A 14,183-nucleotide genomic window follows, 5' to 3' on the forward strand; every position below is an offset into this window, starting at 1 on the left:
GCGATCAGGCTGCATTTTCAAGCTGTCTGACGTTGCCCTGGTTTGTCTTAGACTTCCTGATGGTAACAAAGCCAAAGTTTATAAAGGGTCTCTGAAAGTCAAGTAGGAAAGGTTTGTCGGAATTGACAATCACATGGGCGGAGCTGTTGGTGCATTCCATAAACGGCTCGCGGCTAATGAATTTATTTGGCCGTATCATTTCGGAAAGATCTCCGTGAGAACAGCCTACACAATAATCATATCCATTTTTCCTGGCATACTTCTGTAGCGTGATTAAAAGCCCGGCTATTATAATATCATTGTGAAGCCCATCACCATTTAAAATTAGCAGATCAACAACAATCGACTCCTTTGATCTTTCAACGCCAAGGTCAGATTCATCCGCCTGTATAAAAATATTGGAAGGCAAAACGGCCGTCTTGAACCTCAAGGCTCCTATCATTTTACCTCTATAATTGGCAAATATCAGGTTCTCTTCCTGATGGTGTTCAGGGCTTACAAATGCTTTTAGATTGACGGGCTGATTGTTGGTAACCAAATTAAATCTATAACCTTTAATTTCAGCGTAATTCAAAAACAGAAAATTTTTCATATAAACTGGTGTTCGTTTCATTATTAAAACAGTTGTCCTTACGTATCTTATACCACCTTTAAAAAAATAATCGTGGCCGCCAGCTTCTACCTTTATTCGGGGGCAAAAGCTACCAAACAGTAGTACAATTTACTGATTCCCAAGACGATGACGACGAGATAAGAGAAATGGTTGTCTGCATTAACCGCAAAGCTTTCTTCTGTTGGTGAAGAATCACCTCTGGTCATGAGGTTGAGAGGTGCGCTTTACATGACTGGTGAAGTCACTTATCACTATAGGTTATTAACCTCAGAATAAGTCTCCGGGATATTCTATCAATGGAAATTTATCAGATCTAACACCAGCAGGTGTGGGAGGAGTAGTATTTACTCCCGATAATCCACAACGGTGGTTATTCTTTCTGCTGACAAGCGAAAAGTTCTGGTCCGTTTATTTAACCTGACCTTGATAATGTTTGAGTGTCCTTCATTATAGTCCAAAAGACAAGTGTTAAATACATTGATTGTTTCAACGCTTTGCCATTTAATGGGAAGTGTGGCGTGAATTCTGACATATTCATCCTCATATGTTACCGCTTCTATATTGGGAGCGATACATTTATTATTAATAGCCAATTGAAAATTACTTTCAAGGTAATCCTTTATATAGCTTTCCCTGGTCATATTATCCTTAACTGTAAGCAGTTCTGGATAAGCCGTAATCAGCGACCTTTCCAGATCTTTTTTGTCAAAGCTTATGTCCAGTGTATAGTTTTTATTGTCTTCTGAAATTTCAAATATGGCCATTCTAATATCATGGCCATATCCAACACAACTAAACAAAACAAACAATATTGATAGTAAGTATTTCATAATCAGTTAAACTCCATTTTTATAAATATCAATGATTCAAAAAATCGGGACTGATGTGTGAAAACCGGGGGTTAAGCGCAAAAGGCGAAACGCTTACCCCCGTTATCACCAACACATGAAAAAGTGTTTTACCTTTGTACCTACTGTAAACAAAGCGGTGAGGTCGCAATTAATGCCACTCCACACAGACCCTTTATTGATCATGGCCCTATCTTAAATGATGAATTAGGTGTACCAACAAGGCATCTTGAAATAACCGGAAATTCCTCTGTAATCACATAGAAATAATCGTACGTTCCGGTGGCCAACGTTACACTTCTGCCGATCCCATTGCATTCATCAAGGTCTCCCGCTCCGTTTACATATTTATAATCATTGGTATATTTTCCATTGTATTCACCGCAAGGTTCAGTCATCCCGTCACCAGGCCTGTCCCCTGATTTCAACTGATAGCTGGAAGTGAGTTCAACTACAGCAGTACCTGAAGCATTCGGCCCATACATGTAAAGAATGGGGAAGCCATCTGCTGCCCAGCCTATTTGTACCGGGCTTGCAGGTATTGTTCCTGCGCTAATTCCCGCAGACAGTTGCTCTGCATAAATACCCATGTTGCCGTGATAGTGATACAATCCATCAGGCTGCACATGTGCGATTGCACAATCCAGTCCGACTTCATTCATATTGTTGTTAGGTTCCATCACCCAATCCCAATTGTACTCTCCGGTATTTGGATTTTCAAATATAAAGGGTTCCGCCGGTGCAGGATCAATAGCCACTCCGTTTTTGGCTACACCGAATTTCCATTGTGGCCTTCCATCATTACCGGCGATGTTTGTTGCACTCGCTGCTTTCACTGGTGTATTGTCAAACTCGTAAGTTTTGGTACTATTATCCAGCGAAGAAACTATTTCAGGAATTTGATTTCTGAAATCATGAGTGGGTATTCCATTAGTCACCACCTCTCTGTTGCCAGAAAAATTGACCGTATTATCATCATACTGGTTCGCTACCGGTGTTTCGGTACAACCACGGTCGTCCTGGTCAGTAGAATTGTCGTTTGAGCAGGTATCTCCTCCACCATCTGTATCATTGTCGGTTATTGTTATAGTTAGGGTTGAAGATGAAGACAACGACATATTACTATCAAAACCGCTATTTGATAAAGTAACAATGATAGTTTCGTCACCTTCCACATCCGCATCATCAATTAAAGGAATATCTACAGTAATCTCGGAATCGCCGTCTGCAATGGTGGCCGTGCCGGAAGTTGCCGTATAATCACTGTCAGAAGTTGCCGTGCCTGTCAGCGTATACTTAATACTAACACTGCTGCCTGTCTGATTTGCTTTATCTAACGATATTTTGAATCCGGTACCCGGGTCGTTTTCCGATGCAGTTGTAGCACCATTTACGGATACCTCATAAGTTTGGTCATCAATAGTCGTGGTTGGGTCATCATCACCTCCACAGCCAGATAGAGAGAACACGAAAGCCCCGGCACAGGCCAGGCGCAAAAATTTTTCAGCTAATAGTATTTTCATGTGTAAAAAATTAAGTTAACGGTAATGGTAAGACAGGCAACCTGTCATTAATACCACCCCCTCACTTAATTTTTTTTTGAAGGATTAAAAACCTCCCAGGTTCAAAAATCCTGGAGGTTTTAAGATGGTTATCTATTCTTTCTGAAAATCGTTTTTTTCAAAATACCACAGCTATCAAAAGCCCGGTGGTAAGTAATAAAAATAGTTAAAGATACACTCAAAGTAGTAGCAACGAAAACGGCCAGCATAATAGCAATTTGATACTTAATGGCGGTGGCGGGGTCTTCACCCCCTATAATCTGGCCAGTCATCATGCCAGGTAAAAACACAAGACCCATGGTTGCCATACTGGCAATAAAAGGTTTTAGGGCAGCTCCCATACTATCTCTGAAAAAAGGGACAATTGCTTCGCGCTGGCTTGCTCCCACCGCCAAATGATACAGGTATCTCTTTTCATCTTTTTTAAGATCTTCATAAAATTTAGAGATGCCGATAATATCTCCTTTCAACGAATTTCCCAAAAGCATACCACCAATGACGATCAGATACCTGGCATCAAAGATATTATCGAGATCTACCAAAACCGCATTAAAAAACCATAGAACAAGGCTGGTGGATATCAGAAATGCCAGAAAAATAGGGGGCAAAAATATTCTGTAATTTAATTCACTATTATTGACCGTGGATACTGCTGCGAACACAATCATACCAATAACCCAAGCGGCATTGAGCCAATTATTATCCAGCTCGAAAAAATATATAAGAACAATACCCACCACAAACAATTGCCCGGTCATTCGTATGGCTGAGACAATTAATTTTTTCACAATCCGGATTTTAAAATAATAAGCCAACAGCACGGGTATAAGCAACAATAAGTAAGCTAAGACCAATGCCAGAGTTGATATATCCTGAGAACCTTCCATAATTAATTTAATTGATCAAGGTCAATCAATCTAACATCATTTCTTTCCCAAACCCAGTCATGTGAAACGATAAGAATCGTCTTCCCTTTTAACCCTAAAAAATATTGAGCAACTTTTTCTTTCAATGCTTCATCCAGTGCCGATGTAATCTCGTCAAGCAAATAAACAGGTCTGGCCAGGAGAATAGATACAATAATAGCTAACCGCTGTTTTTCACCGCCTGAAAGCTCCGGTATCTGTCCTTCATATAATTCCTCATTCAGGGAAAATTCCCTGAATAATTTCATGATATCTTCTCTGTCAACCTTCAGATCTCTGTTAGTATCATAAGAAAATATTTCTTCAAAAAAATCTTTTACCTGCCCTTCCCCAATATTCATATCCTGACTAACATATGCCATCGATTTTCGGGCTTTCCATGCAGCACCTCCATCGAGTTTTTGACCATCAAAATATACCCCACCTTTATCCGGTGGCAAAAAGCCCAGTATCAGTTTAAATAGGGTTGTTTTTCCTGCACCTGACTTCCCTTTTATCCTTACTTTTTCACCTTTTTGGATATCAAGGCTGAATCCATTAAAAACGTTCTTTGAATTAAACTTTACAACGATATTCTGTAATTCAATGACATTCATATATTATGGTAAATACACTTGTTGAACAATTGTTCATGTATTTTAACTAAAACCTGACGTTATTCCTATTTAAGAAGTCTTTGCCGGCTTGGTTATAAGCAAAAGATAAAGGAAGAAGAAGTATAGGCCAATCGGTCTGCTCCGATATTATGCCTAATCAAAAGTGAAGTTGACCCGGATCGGGTAATACCTGTTTTAAAATTTTTAAGGATTTATAGCTCTTCCAAAAGGGATAATCCTTTGCTCATGTCTCCGGACGTCCATTGCCAGTTTTCATGAAGGCGGATTTTACCATTATGCATCACTTCAGGTGTTGATTTGCATGTACCCGTCATTATTTCACCCTTGTTGTTAATCTGATGGTATCTCATATTCAACACGCCCTGCTCATCAACAAGTGCTATTAAATGTCCCTCCGTAATATTACTGCCTGAATATCGGCACGTTACAATGTTGCCTGTCTGCCTGTAGTGAAAAATCATTTCACTGTCAACTTCACCATTTTCAGAATTGATTACCGGTTTGAACTTCCTGTCATTATAGTCAATCATTCGACGTTTTTTAAACAAACGCAAAAAACACCAACCAAACCAAAAGAAGAAGTGGTAGTAGGAAAGGTATTGAGAACCTGATAATGTAGCCAAAGAAAGATGGCATTTTAATACCTATTTGCTCCGCAATAGACTTTACCATAAAATTTGGTCCATTACCAATATAGGTTAATGCTCCGAAAAATACAGCGGCAATAGAAATAGCTTTAAGGTCAAGAACGCTATCGAAGAAGGTACCACCCCTTGCAAAAGCAATAACATCAGTAATATTGTTTATACTGGCACCCTGAGAGGCTAGTGCGGCAGTGAGGAAGTTAATATAAGTGGGCGCATTATCAAGAAAACCTGAAAGCATACCTGTACCCCAGTAAAGAGTATTGTGACTAATGAGCTTAGAGCCTTCAGGAGAAGCAGCAAAACCTCCAACCAACTCTAAAGCCGGCATCATGGTACCGAAAATACCAATGAAGATAAATGCTACCTCACGTATTGGCTCAAAGCTGAATTCATTGCCAGCAATGGCATTTTTATTAGCAAATTTGAATGAGCAAAATGCCACTGAAAACATGATTATCTCTCTTAAGAATGAGAACTTTTGCCCGTCATATTCAATAGCAGGTACCCAGTCAAGTACGTTAGGGTCCAGAAAAACTGAGCCTATCACAACAGCTAGCCAGAAGAAATTCCTGAGCCCGATCAGTTTAATTTTATTGGTATATGTGATTTCTTCATCTGAAAGTCCATAATTAGCCTTATTTCGCTTATCAAAAACATAAAAAGTAACCAGAAGAAGTATCAGCGCAAATATCCAGGGAAAGAGGTTATGCTCCAACGTCCAAAAGAATGGAACTCCTTTTAAAAAGCCAAGGAACAGAGGTGGATCACCAATTGGAGTTAAAGAACCTCCGACGTTGCTCACTATAAAAATGAAGAAAATAATATGATAGGCTTTTATCCGGGTTTTATTTAATCTTATGAATGGCCTTATCAAAAGCATAGATGCTCCGGTAGTTCCTACCAGGTTTGAGATAACAGCACCTACCAGAAGCAATATCACATTAGCTATAGGAGTAGATTTCTTATCAATATCGATCATGATGCCCCCCGAAGCTATGTAAAGGGAGGCCAGAAGCGCAATAAACTGCACATATTCGGCCAAAGCATGAACAGGGCCATGTGTGTTATGGAGAACGAACAAATAATATAATACAACCATAGCTGCAAGAGCTACCGCCACTTTAGGATAATTTTTATGCCAGAAGTGCTCATAGAAAAGAGGACCGGTGGCGATCATTAACAGAAGGACAACAAAAGGGATGACTGTCCATCCGGGAGGGGCATGATGGGCCTCTTCTTCAGTATGTTCCTGCTGATTATCTCCATGTTGCTGGTGATCCTGGGCCACAACTTCCTTTCCTTCAACATTCTCTGTTGATAAGGTTGTGCTTGAAGCGCCAAGTAATGGGGAAATAGTAAAAGAAAAAATGAAGATCAATAAAATGTTGTAAAGCGCTTTTCTCACCAAGACTTTTCTTTAAATAAAAACTAATTCCTACAAGGTTTATTGCGGTAAATTTATCACTCTCAACCTCTTCTCCGCGCCCAAAGGTATAGAATATCAATCAATTTCTAATATCTCCGACGGTTAATAAGAAGTTAAAATTTACGGATGGTTGTCTGAATTGTTTCAAAATAAGGCTGAAATTGATGCTTTGCTATAATGTTTCTCATTCCTGAGATAATGTCGACTTAATGTGAAGAATAATATCAAAAAGCAAATCAGGAAAGGCCTAAAAATTAGGCTTTTTCAACTCCTCGGGAATCTGCCATACAGTTTTCACTTCCGCGCGCCTATTTTCCGGCATTGGCTTGTAAGGAATCAGGTTGGTAAGTAGGTCATTAGCCAGAAGGCGCTTTTCAATATGCCTGATCAACCTGAATACCTTTTTCTGGTAATCATATTTTATATTGCCTTCTGCTGCAAACTGGGTGTAATATTCAGGAGACAGCTCCCAATATATCTGAAGAGCACTACCACGGTCCAAATTTTTATTTTTTATAAGTTTGACAACTGTACTGAAATCACGCTCCTCTTCAATGTCCCAGTCAATCTCATTGAGCTGATCATGTAAAACATAACATGGCTGCGAATGCCGCATAACCTCCTGTGTGATATCTATACTGAATTCATCGCGGAGAATCCGTGCCGCAATATTTGCGGCTTCGCTTTTCCCTCCAAGTTCTTTTTTTACTTTACGATTTGTTTCAGCCCATATTCTATCAATATCACATTCAATTGGACCCGGATAACCGAACATCTGCTGTTTCTCCTCGGTCCAAATAAAATAATCTCTAATATCCCTGTATTTACTTTTCACCTCCGGTTTTAAATTGTTGAAGCTCTTTATCCGGCTCTTTAAATGTTTTCTAATATTGTCGAACCATAAGTTAGTTTCAGGTGAAAAATTATTCATATACATTATTGATCTATAGTAAACTTCATAATTAAGGAACCTCAACACAGAGGTTTGCTAATGTGTCAAAACTCCTCCGCAACTATCCTGAGACGACCCGGTGACACTACTCAGGCAATTTACTTCCCCTCTTATTCTCAATACTCCTAAAAAAGCAAATATCAACGCCTCTTTAAAATTAATTGTAGTATCGTCAGGGATGCAGACTTCAACCTTTTCTTTTAAACGTTCCCGAAGCAATTCTATAAGAAAATGGTTGAATGCACCACCACCTGTAACCAATAATTTTTGTCCACTCTCCTCTTTCATTAGAGCCTGGGCAATTTGATTTGCTATATGCTCCGCCAGGGTTCTCATAATATCTGCCAGAGAGTCGGGGCAACCGTTGATTACGTTTAAGACATTTTCACTTACCCATTCATACCCCAACGATTTCGGATATGGCTGCTTATAGAACGCAAGATTATCAAGAACTTCAAGCAAACCTGGCAATAACTTTCCTTCTCGTGCTATTGCACCTCCCTTGTCATAATTATGTCCCTTTTTATTTGCAATATAGTTAAGAGCCATATTGCACGGACAAATGTCGTACGCCAAACGTCGCCCGTCTTTGTGGAATGAGATATTGGCAATTCCACCTAGGTTCAGACAATAATCATAACCGTGAAAAAGCAATGCATCACCAATAGGGACCAAGGGCGCACCCTGCCCGCCAAGGGCCACATCAAGCGAGCGAAAATCATATACTACTGGTAATTGGCTAATAGCGGCAATAGAATTACCATTTCCGATCTGCATGGTTATTCCTGATTCTGGTTGATGGAAAACTGTATGTCCATGAGACGCAATGAAATCAACCTCAAATTGGTTACTGTCTATGAATGACTTCACCACTTTTCCCATCCATTGGCCCAATTCTACATCAAGCTTTGTTAGTTCAAGACCGGAAAATTCAACAGCGGTTTTCAAAAAGTTATACAACTCTTCCGGGTAACTACGGGTTTCTGTTCCATGAATTTGATAGGACCATAGCCCATCCTCAATTTCAAATTCACAAAAAGCCAAATCCAGACCATCCAATGATGTTCCTGACATTAGCCCAATTGCTTTATACTTCTCCTTATTTTTCATAATTTTGATACTCAACCTTAACCACCACATTGAAAAATAGCTAATCTCCCAAGAATTTTATCACTTTCGAAATTAAAAAATGAACTTAGCTCTCGATTTTGGTAATACATTTACCAAAGCAGGATTATTTAAAGAGAACGAACTCGTCGAGGTCATCCGGTTGACTGACCAGGTGGAGATTGATAAAATTATTACGGATTTTAATCCTGAACATGTTATTGTAAGTTCTGTCAACCAGAGCATTGAAGATATTCAATCCAGGCTGAACGATGTTGCGGTCACTATATTGAGTCCGGATCTGCCACTGCCATTTAAAATTAATTATAAGACCCCTCAAACTCTGGGTCTGGACAGAATTGCTGCCGTTGCAGGTGCGCAGGGAATTTTCCCTGATACGAATTGTCTTGTCATAGATACAGGCACTTGTTTCACCTATGACATCATCGACAACAAAAGTACCTATCATGGCGGGGGAATTTCTCCGGGAATATCACTACGCTTTAGAGCATTGCATAATTTTACCGCCAATCTGCCGTTGATAGAGTTTGAAAAAGACGTTCCGCTTGTGGGTCAGTCGACTAAAGAATCAATACTAAGCGGTGTGGTTAATGGTGCAATTGCGGAAATACAAGAAATTATTCGGATGTATAGTGACAAATTCGGACATTTGCAGATTATTATCTGCGGTGGAGACGCCAAATTCTTTGAAAACAAACTGAAAGCTAGCATATTTGTAGCCCCGGAATTGGTTCTCAGGGGTTTAAACAGGATTTTACTTTATAATGTATAAAATTAAAAGTGTTTTGTTAGGAGTAGCATTGACAGTCACCACTGTCAGTGTGTGGGGGCAGGCTGCCAATTCACCATTTACATCCAGAGGCCTGGGGGATATATATGATATGAGTCTCGCTCATAACCAGGGCATGGGTGGCTTGGGGATCAGCAACGGTAGCTATTGGCACCTTAACAATGTTAACCCGGCACTTCTTCCCTACAACTCGCTAACTATCTTCACTGCCGGCTTCATTGGTGAAAGAAGAACTCTTGAGAACAGCACCACTTCAGAAACAAACTCCGGCGGAAATTTGAACTTTCTGGCTATGGCATTTCCTGTAAAACCAGGAATATGGACTACATCATTGGGTCTTATGCCCTATAGCAATGTAGACTATAAGTTCAGCTACACGGATGTTGTACCGGGCACAGATACCGAAGTGCAGTTCACAGAAGAGGGCTCCGGTGGATTCAATCAGTTTTACTGGTCTAATGGAGTAGCACTAAATAAAAGGGTTTTTGTTGGAGTTAAGGCAACGTACCTCTTCAGCTCTATTGAAACTAAGTATTCAGATATTCTCGTGGATGAAAATCTCGCCGCGTATTCAGCAGTAAATAAAGAATTGTTTTCTGCATCTGATTTTCTTTTCTCCGCAGGTCTGGCCTTCAATCAGGATTCTATCTTCAACAATAAAATAAAGCTTAAGGCAGGCCTAACCTATGATTTCAACGCAGATGTGAAAACCAAAAGAGCCCAAAGCTTTGGGCTTGAGCAGGTTAACAGACCTATTTTAAATGCCAAGAATGACACCATCCGTGGGGGCATCACAATACCTCAGGCTATCGGGGCAGGAATATCTCTTAGCAACGGATTCAAGTGGATGGCCGGTGTTGACGTGAAAATGCAGCAATGGTCTGATTATAAAGATTTCAATGGTGAAAATAGCGACAACCTTAAAAACTCATTGAAAATAACCCTTGGAGGAGAGTTTACTCCTGACTACGGATCTGTTACTTCATATCTCAAAAGGGTAACTTACAGGCTCGGATTTGGCTATGAAGAGACCCCATATACCATTAACGGCAATCAGGTTAAAGACTTTGGCATTAATTTTGGCTGGTCTTTACCAGTCGGTCGTTTCTCAAGTCTTGATATGGCTTTTAAATATGGGCAGCGAGGTGACGTCCAGGACAACCTGATCAGTGAAGATTACTTTAAGGTTTACCTGGGTTTCAACTTCAACGACCAGTGGTTTATTAAAAGAAAATATGATTAAGTAATTAAATAAGTTATGAAAAGTAAAATGATGAAGCGCATCTTATTGTTAGCAGCAATCGTACTGCCTTACTTCGCTCAGGCGCAATGCGAAGGTTGGAACTGGCCTGAAGATAAGGCTAAAGCTGAAGAAAAAAATGTACTATATACAGATGCATTAAGGAATGATAACTTTAAAGCGGCCAAAGGACCTCACCAATGGTTGCTTCAAAACGCTCCTAACTTAAATACATCTATTTATATCAACGGAGAAAAAATATACAAAGGCTTAATTGAGGAGACTAAAGATGAAGCACAGAAAGATATCTACATCGATTCCCTCATGTTGATCTATGATATGAGAATACAATATTGTGACGAAAAAGCCGATGTAATGGCCAGAAAAGCCTATTCAGCTTACCGCTACAATGTAAAGAAGAAAGGCGAACTGGCTAATGTGCTTAAACTTTTCGACCAGGCATACGAATTAGGAGGAGAAAATGTTGATTACTATATGCACGTACCTTATATGAGTGTAGTAGTATATAACAAAAAATATCTTGACAACTTATCTGATAATGAAATACTTAACAGGTATGACAAGATCATGGAGACCGTAGACAATCAAATCCAGAAAGGCGGTAAATACGTGGATAAACTTACTGACTATAGAGGTACAATCGACGGGCTATTGGTAAGTGTGATTGATGTTGACTGTGATTTCGTTAGAGAAAACCTTGCGCCAAAATTCAAAGAAAATCCTGATGATCTTAAATTGGCTAAAAAGATCTTTGCTTTCATGCTTAACGGTAAGTGTACTGATGACCCACTCTGGTTAGAGGCAGGTAGAGTTATCCAGGAAAAAGAGCCCAGCTATGGTCTGGCTAAAAACCTTGGCCTTAAATTCAAAGCCAGTGGTGACACGCAAAAGGCTGTTAGCTACTTCGAAATGGCACTTGCCCTAACGGAAGATCCCACCCAAAAAGCCGAAATGTATATCCAAATGGGTGCCATTAAAGGTGGGGCTGCCGCTCGTGAAATGTACAGAAAGGCACTTTCAGTTGACCCTACAAGTAAGGATGCTTATTCTGCAATTGGTAACTTGTATTTCAACAGCTTCAACACATGTAAAGGCGAGAAGGATATTGTAAAAGATAGAGCCGTTTTCCTGGTTGCTTACGATATGTTCCAAAAAGCTGGAAATACAAGAGCCATGCAATCAGCCAAGGAGCAATTTCCTTCAACAGAAGAAATTTTTACCTACAATTATACCAAGGGTAATCAGATAACTGTAGATTGCTGGATCAATGAAACGACTACGATCAGAAGCCGGGACTAAGAAGAGTTAAAATAAACAAGGGCCATAGGGTTATCCCTGTGGCCTTTTTTGGTTAATGACAAAACTATATTTACTTCTGCTACCTCTACTATTTTTCATCTCCTGCGAAAGCCTGGACGAAAAAGCTGCTGTGTCAGAACCATATACAGGCCCCTTGCAGGAAGCAGAAAACCTTGATCTCTACTATAGCGAATCTGCAACAGTCAAAGTAAAACTGGAAACCAAGAAACTTTGGGAATATGCTAATGGGGATATGGAATTTCCTGAAGGACTTTACATGGAATTTTATGATGAGACCGGTAAAAAAACCTCCACACTAAAAGCCAATGAAGCCTACTACTTTAAAGAAGAGGACAAATACCGGGGCCGGGGAGATGTCGTTATTAAAAGTATTGAAAACAACCAGGAGTTGAAGACCGAGGAACTATTCTGGAAGCCAGACAAGGAACAAATGTATACGGATGAATTTGTAACTATAACTTTACCGGATCAGATACTATACGGTCATGGCCTGGTTGCCAAGCAGGATTTCTCATCTTATGAAATAACAAAACCTGAAGGTGTATTTTACCTGGAAGAATGAATAAATTAGTACCGACACTTATTTTTTCCGCATGTGTAGGATTATTTGTCATTGGCATTCATCAATTAATGACTGTAGGGCTGGCATATTCCTATTGGATTTTTATGTTATGTATAAGTCTCCTATTTTTATATAAAATAATGAAGGATAAAGAAAAACCTTCCAATTGATGGATCTGACGCTGCTTCCTCCGATTTTACTTACCCTGCTTTTTTCGGCATTCTTTTCCGGAATAGAAATAGCTTTTGTCTCCGCAGATCGTCTTCATATAGAGCTTCAGAAGAAAAAAGGTTTTCGAACAGGTAAAATTTTAGCTTCCTTCATCAATAATCCCTCCAGATTTATTGGAACAACTCTGATAGGCAATACGATTGCGCTGGTTATTTACGGTGTTTTTATGGCCAAGCTTTTAGACCCTATTATAAGAGAATCCCTTCCGGCAGCTTTATACAATGAGGTTTCGGTATTAATTATACAAACAGTGCTGTCTACACTTGTTGTGCTTCTTACAGCAGAGTTTTTACCCAAAAGCATCTTCCTTATTAACCCGAACTGGATGCTGTCCATTCTGGCCATCCCAATGTTCTTAATATATAAATTAATGGGACCGGTGGTATGGGCCGTAGTTTCAGCGTCAAAGCTGATCATCACCAAAGTTATTGGTTACCAATATTCCGAAGACCGGCCTGCCTTTGGGCTGACAGATCTCAACAATTATATTAAAAACACCCTGATGTCGGATGAAGAAACCAACGTTGAGGTTGACACAAAAATATTCAATAATGCCCTTGAATTTAAAACCATCCGGATACGGGAATGTATGATTCCCAGAACTGAAATTGTGGCAGTGGATATTGAAGATAAGATAGAAGACTTGAAACAGGCCTTTATTGAGAGCGGGCACTCAAAAATCATTGTATATAAAGAGTCTATTGATGACGTAATTGGCTACTGTCATTCCCTGGAGCTCTTTAAAAAACCAAAAACCATACAGGATATTCTCACCCCTATAATAATTGTACCCGAAACAATGCTGGCCAATGAACTTATGATTCAGTTTATCAGTGAACGCAAGAGTCTGGCTTTGGTTGTGGATGAATACGGTGGTACATCAGGAGTGGTAAGTATTGAAGATATTATAGAAGAAATATTTGGAGAAATCCAGGACGAGCATGATGTGGAAGACTGGGTAGAGCAAAAACTGGATGAGCATAACTACCTGCTTAGCGCCAGACATGAAATAGACTATCTGAACGATAAATATGAATGGGATCTGCCAACCGGAGACTATGAAACACTGGGCGGGCTTATTTTGTCAGTAACAGAGGATCTGCCTGAGCCGGGAGACACTATTTCCCTGCCTCCTTTTTCATTTACGATCCAATCAACCAACGATATACGTATCGACATTGTAAAACTTACGCTAAAAAACAATACAAAAGAAAATAAATAAAGCGGCAATTTGACAGGTAATTTGTTTTTAGTCGGATACTGTTTAAATTTGCGCCTCTTTGAACCTAAGCAATTTGAG

Annotated in this window: 14 protein-coding genes; 5 read left to right on the forward strand and 9 right to left on the reverse strand. The window is 39.7% G+C overall.

Annotation, left to right across the window (positions count from 1 at the left end; all coding sequences use genetic code 11):
- Positions 1-4: 4 nt before the first annotated feature.
- From LVD17_RS06405 to LVD17_RS06445, 9 genes are all read right to left on the reverse strand, one after another.
- On the reverse strand, positions 5-592 hold the full coding sequence (locus LVD17_RS06405) for a hypothetical protein (protein ID WP_233765526.1): 588 nt from the start codon (positions 590-592) through the stop codon (positions 5-7).
- A 365-nt stretch (positions 593-957) separates the two neighbouring features.
- Entirely contained in the window at positions 958-1,443 is a 486-nt protein-coding gene (locus LVD17_RS06410) for a DUF6702 family protein (RefSeq protein ID WP_233765527.1), read from the reverse strand.
- Positions 1,444-1,643: 200 nt separating this feature from the next.
- Positions 1,644-2,984, reverse strand: coding sequence for a YHYH protein (locus LVD17_RS06415; RefSeq protein WP_233765529.1), 1,341 nt, complete (start codon positions 2,982-2,984; stop codon positions 1,644-1,646).
- Positions 2,985-3,112: 128 nt separating this feature from the next.
- Positions 3,113-3,910 (reverse strand): ABC transporter permease, encoded by a 798-nt coding sequence (locus tag LVD17_RS06420; RefSeq protein WP_233765530.1) that lies wholly within the window; start codon positions 3,908-3,910, stop codon positions 3,113-3,115.
- Positions 3,911-3,912: 2 nt separating this feature from the next.
- Positions 3,913-4,545, reverse strand: coding sequence for an ABC transporter ATP-binding protein (locus LVD17_RS06425; protein ID WP_233765531.1), 633 nt, complete (start codon positions 4,543-4,545; stop codon positions 3,913-3,915).
- Between the two features lie 212 nt (positions 4,546-4,757).
- Positions 4,758-5,096 (reverse strand): avidin-fold protein, encoded by a 339-nt coding sequence (locus tag LVD17_RS06430; RefSeq protein WP_233765534.1) that lies wholly within the window; start codon positions 5,094-5,096, stop codon positions 4,758-4,760.
- Between the two features lie 10 nt (positions 5,097-5,106).
- The gene (locus LVD17_RS06435) at positions 5,107-6,618 is read right to left on the reverse strand and encodes a sodium:proton antiporter (RefSeq protein ID WP_233765536.1); all 1,512 of its coding nucleotides are present in this window, start codon (positions 6,616-6,618) and stop codon (positions 5,107-5,109) included.
- A 268-nt stretch (positions 6,619-6,886) separates the two neighbouring features.
- Positions 6,887-7,570, reverse strand: coding sequence for a DUF4274 domain-containing protein (locus tag LVD17_RS06440; RefSeq protein ID WP_233765538.1), 684 nt, complete (start codon positions 7,568-7,570; stop codon positions 6,887-6,889).
- 57 nt (positions 7,571-7,627) lie between these two features.
- Positions 7,628-8,701: an anhydro-N-acetylmuramic acid kinase gene (locus LVD17_RS06445; RefSeq protein ID WP_233765540.1), complete on the reverse strand. Its 1,074-nt coding sequence runs from the start codon at positions 8,699-8,701 to the stop codon at positions 7,628-7,630.
- A 79-nt stretch (positions 8,702-8,780) separates the two neighbouring features.
- Between LVD17_RS06445 and LVD17_RS06450 the strand changes: the two genes are divergently transcribed.
- The 5 genes from LVD17_RS06450 to LVD17_RS06470 all read left to right on the forward strand — a co-directional run bounded on the left by LVD17_RS06450 (position 8,781) and on the right by LVD17_RS06470 (position 14,105).
- The gene (locus tag LVD17_RS06450; protein WP_233765541.1) at positions 8,781-9,491 is read left to right on the forward strand and encodes a type III pantothenate kinase; all 711 of its coding nucleotides are present in this window, start codon (positions 8,781-8,783) and stop codon (positions 9,489-9,491) included.
- A complete protein-coding gene (bamG, locus tag LVD17_RS06455; RefSeq protein ID WP_233765543.1) occupies positions 9,484-10,752 on the forward strand; it encodes a BamG family beta-barrel-assembly machinery protein in 1,269 nt (422 codons plus the stop codon). The genes LVD17_RS06450 and bamG overlap by 8 nt, the downstream gene beginning before the upstream one ends.
- A 15-nt stretch (positions 10,753-10,767) precedes the next feature.
- Complete coding sequence (locus tag LVD17_RS06460) at positions 10,768-12,069, forward strand: tetratricopeptide repeat protein (protein WP_233765545.1); 1,302 nt, start codon at positions 10,768-10,770, stop codon at positions 12,067-12,069.
- Positions 12,070-12,124: 55 nt separating this feature from the next.
- The gene (lptC, locus tag LVD17_RS06465) at positions 12,125-12,652 is read left to right on the forward strand and encodes an LPS export ABC transporter periplasmic protein LptC (protein WP_233765547.1); all 528 of its coding nucleotides are present in this window, start codon (positions 12,125-12,127) and stop codon (positions 12,650-12,652) included.
- Between the two features lie 169 nt (positions 12,653-12,821).
- Positions 12,822-14,105: a hemolysin family protein gene (locus LVD17_RS06470; protein ID WP_233765549.1), complete on the forward strand. Its 1,284-nt coding sequence runs from the start codon at positions 12,822-12,824 to the stop codon at positions 14,103-14,105.
- Positions 14,106-14,183 lie beyond the last annotated feature (78 nt).

The sequence above is a fragment of the Fulvivirga ulvae genome, from assembly GCF_021389975.1.
Lineage (GTDB): Bacteria > Bacteroidota > Bacteroidia > Cytophagales > Cyclobacteriaceae > Fulvivirga > Fulvivirga ulvae.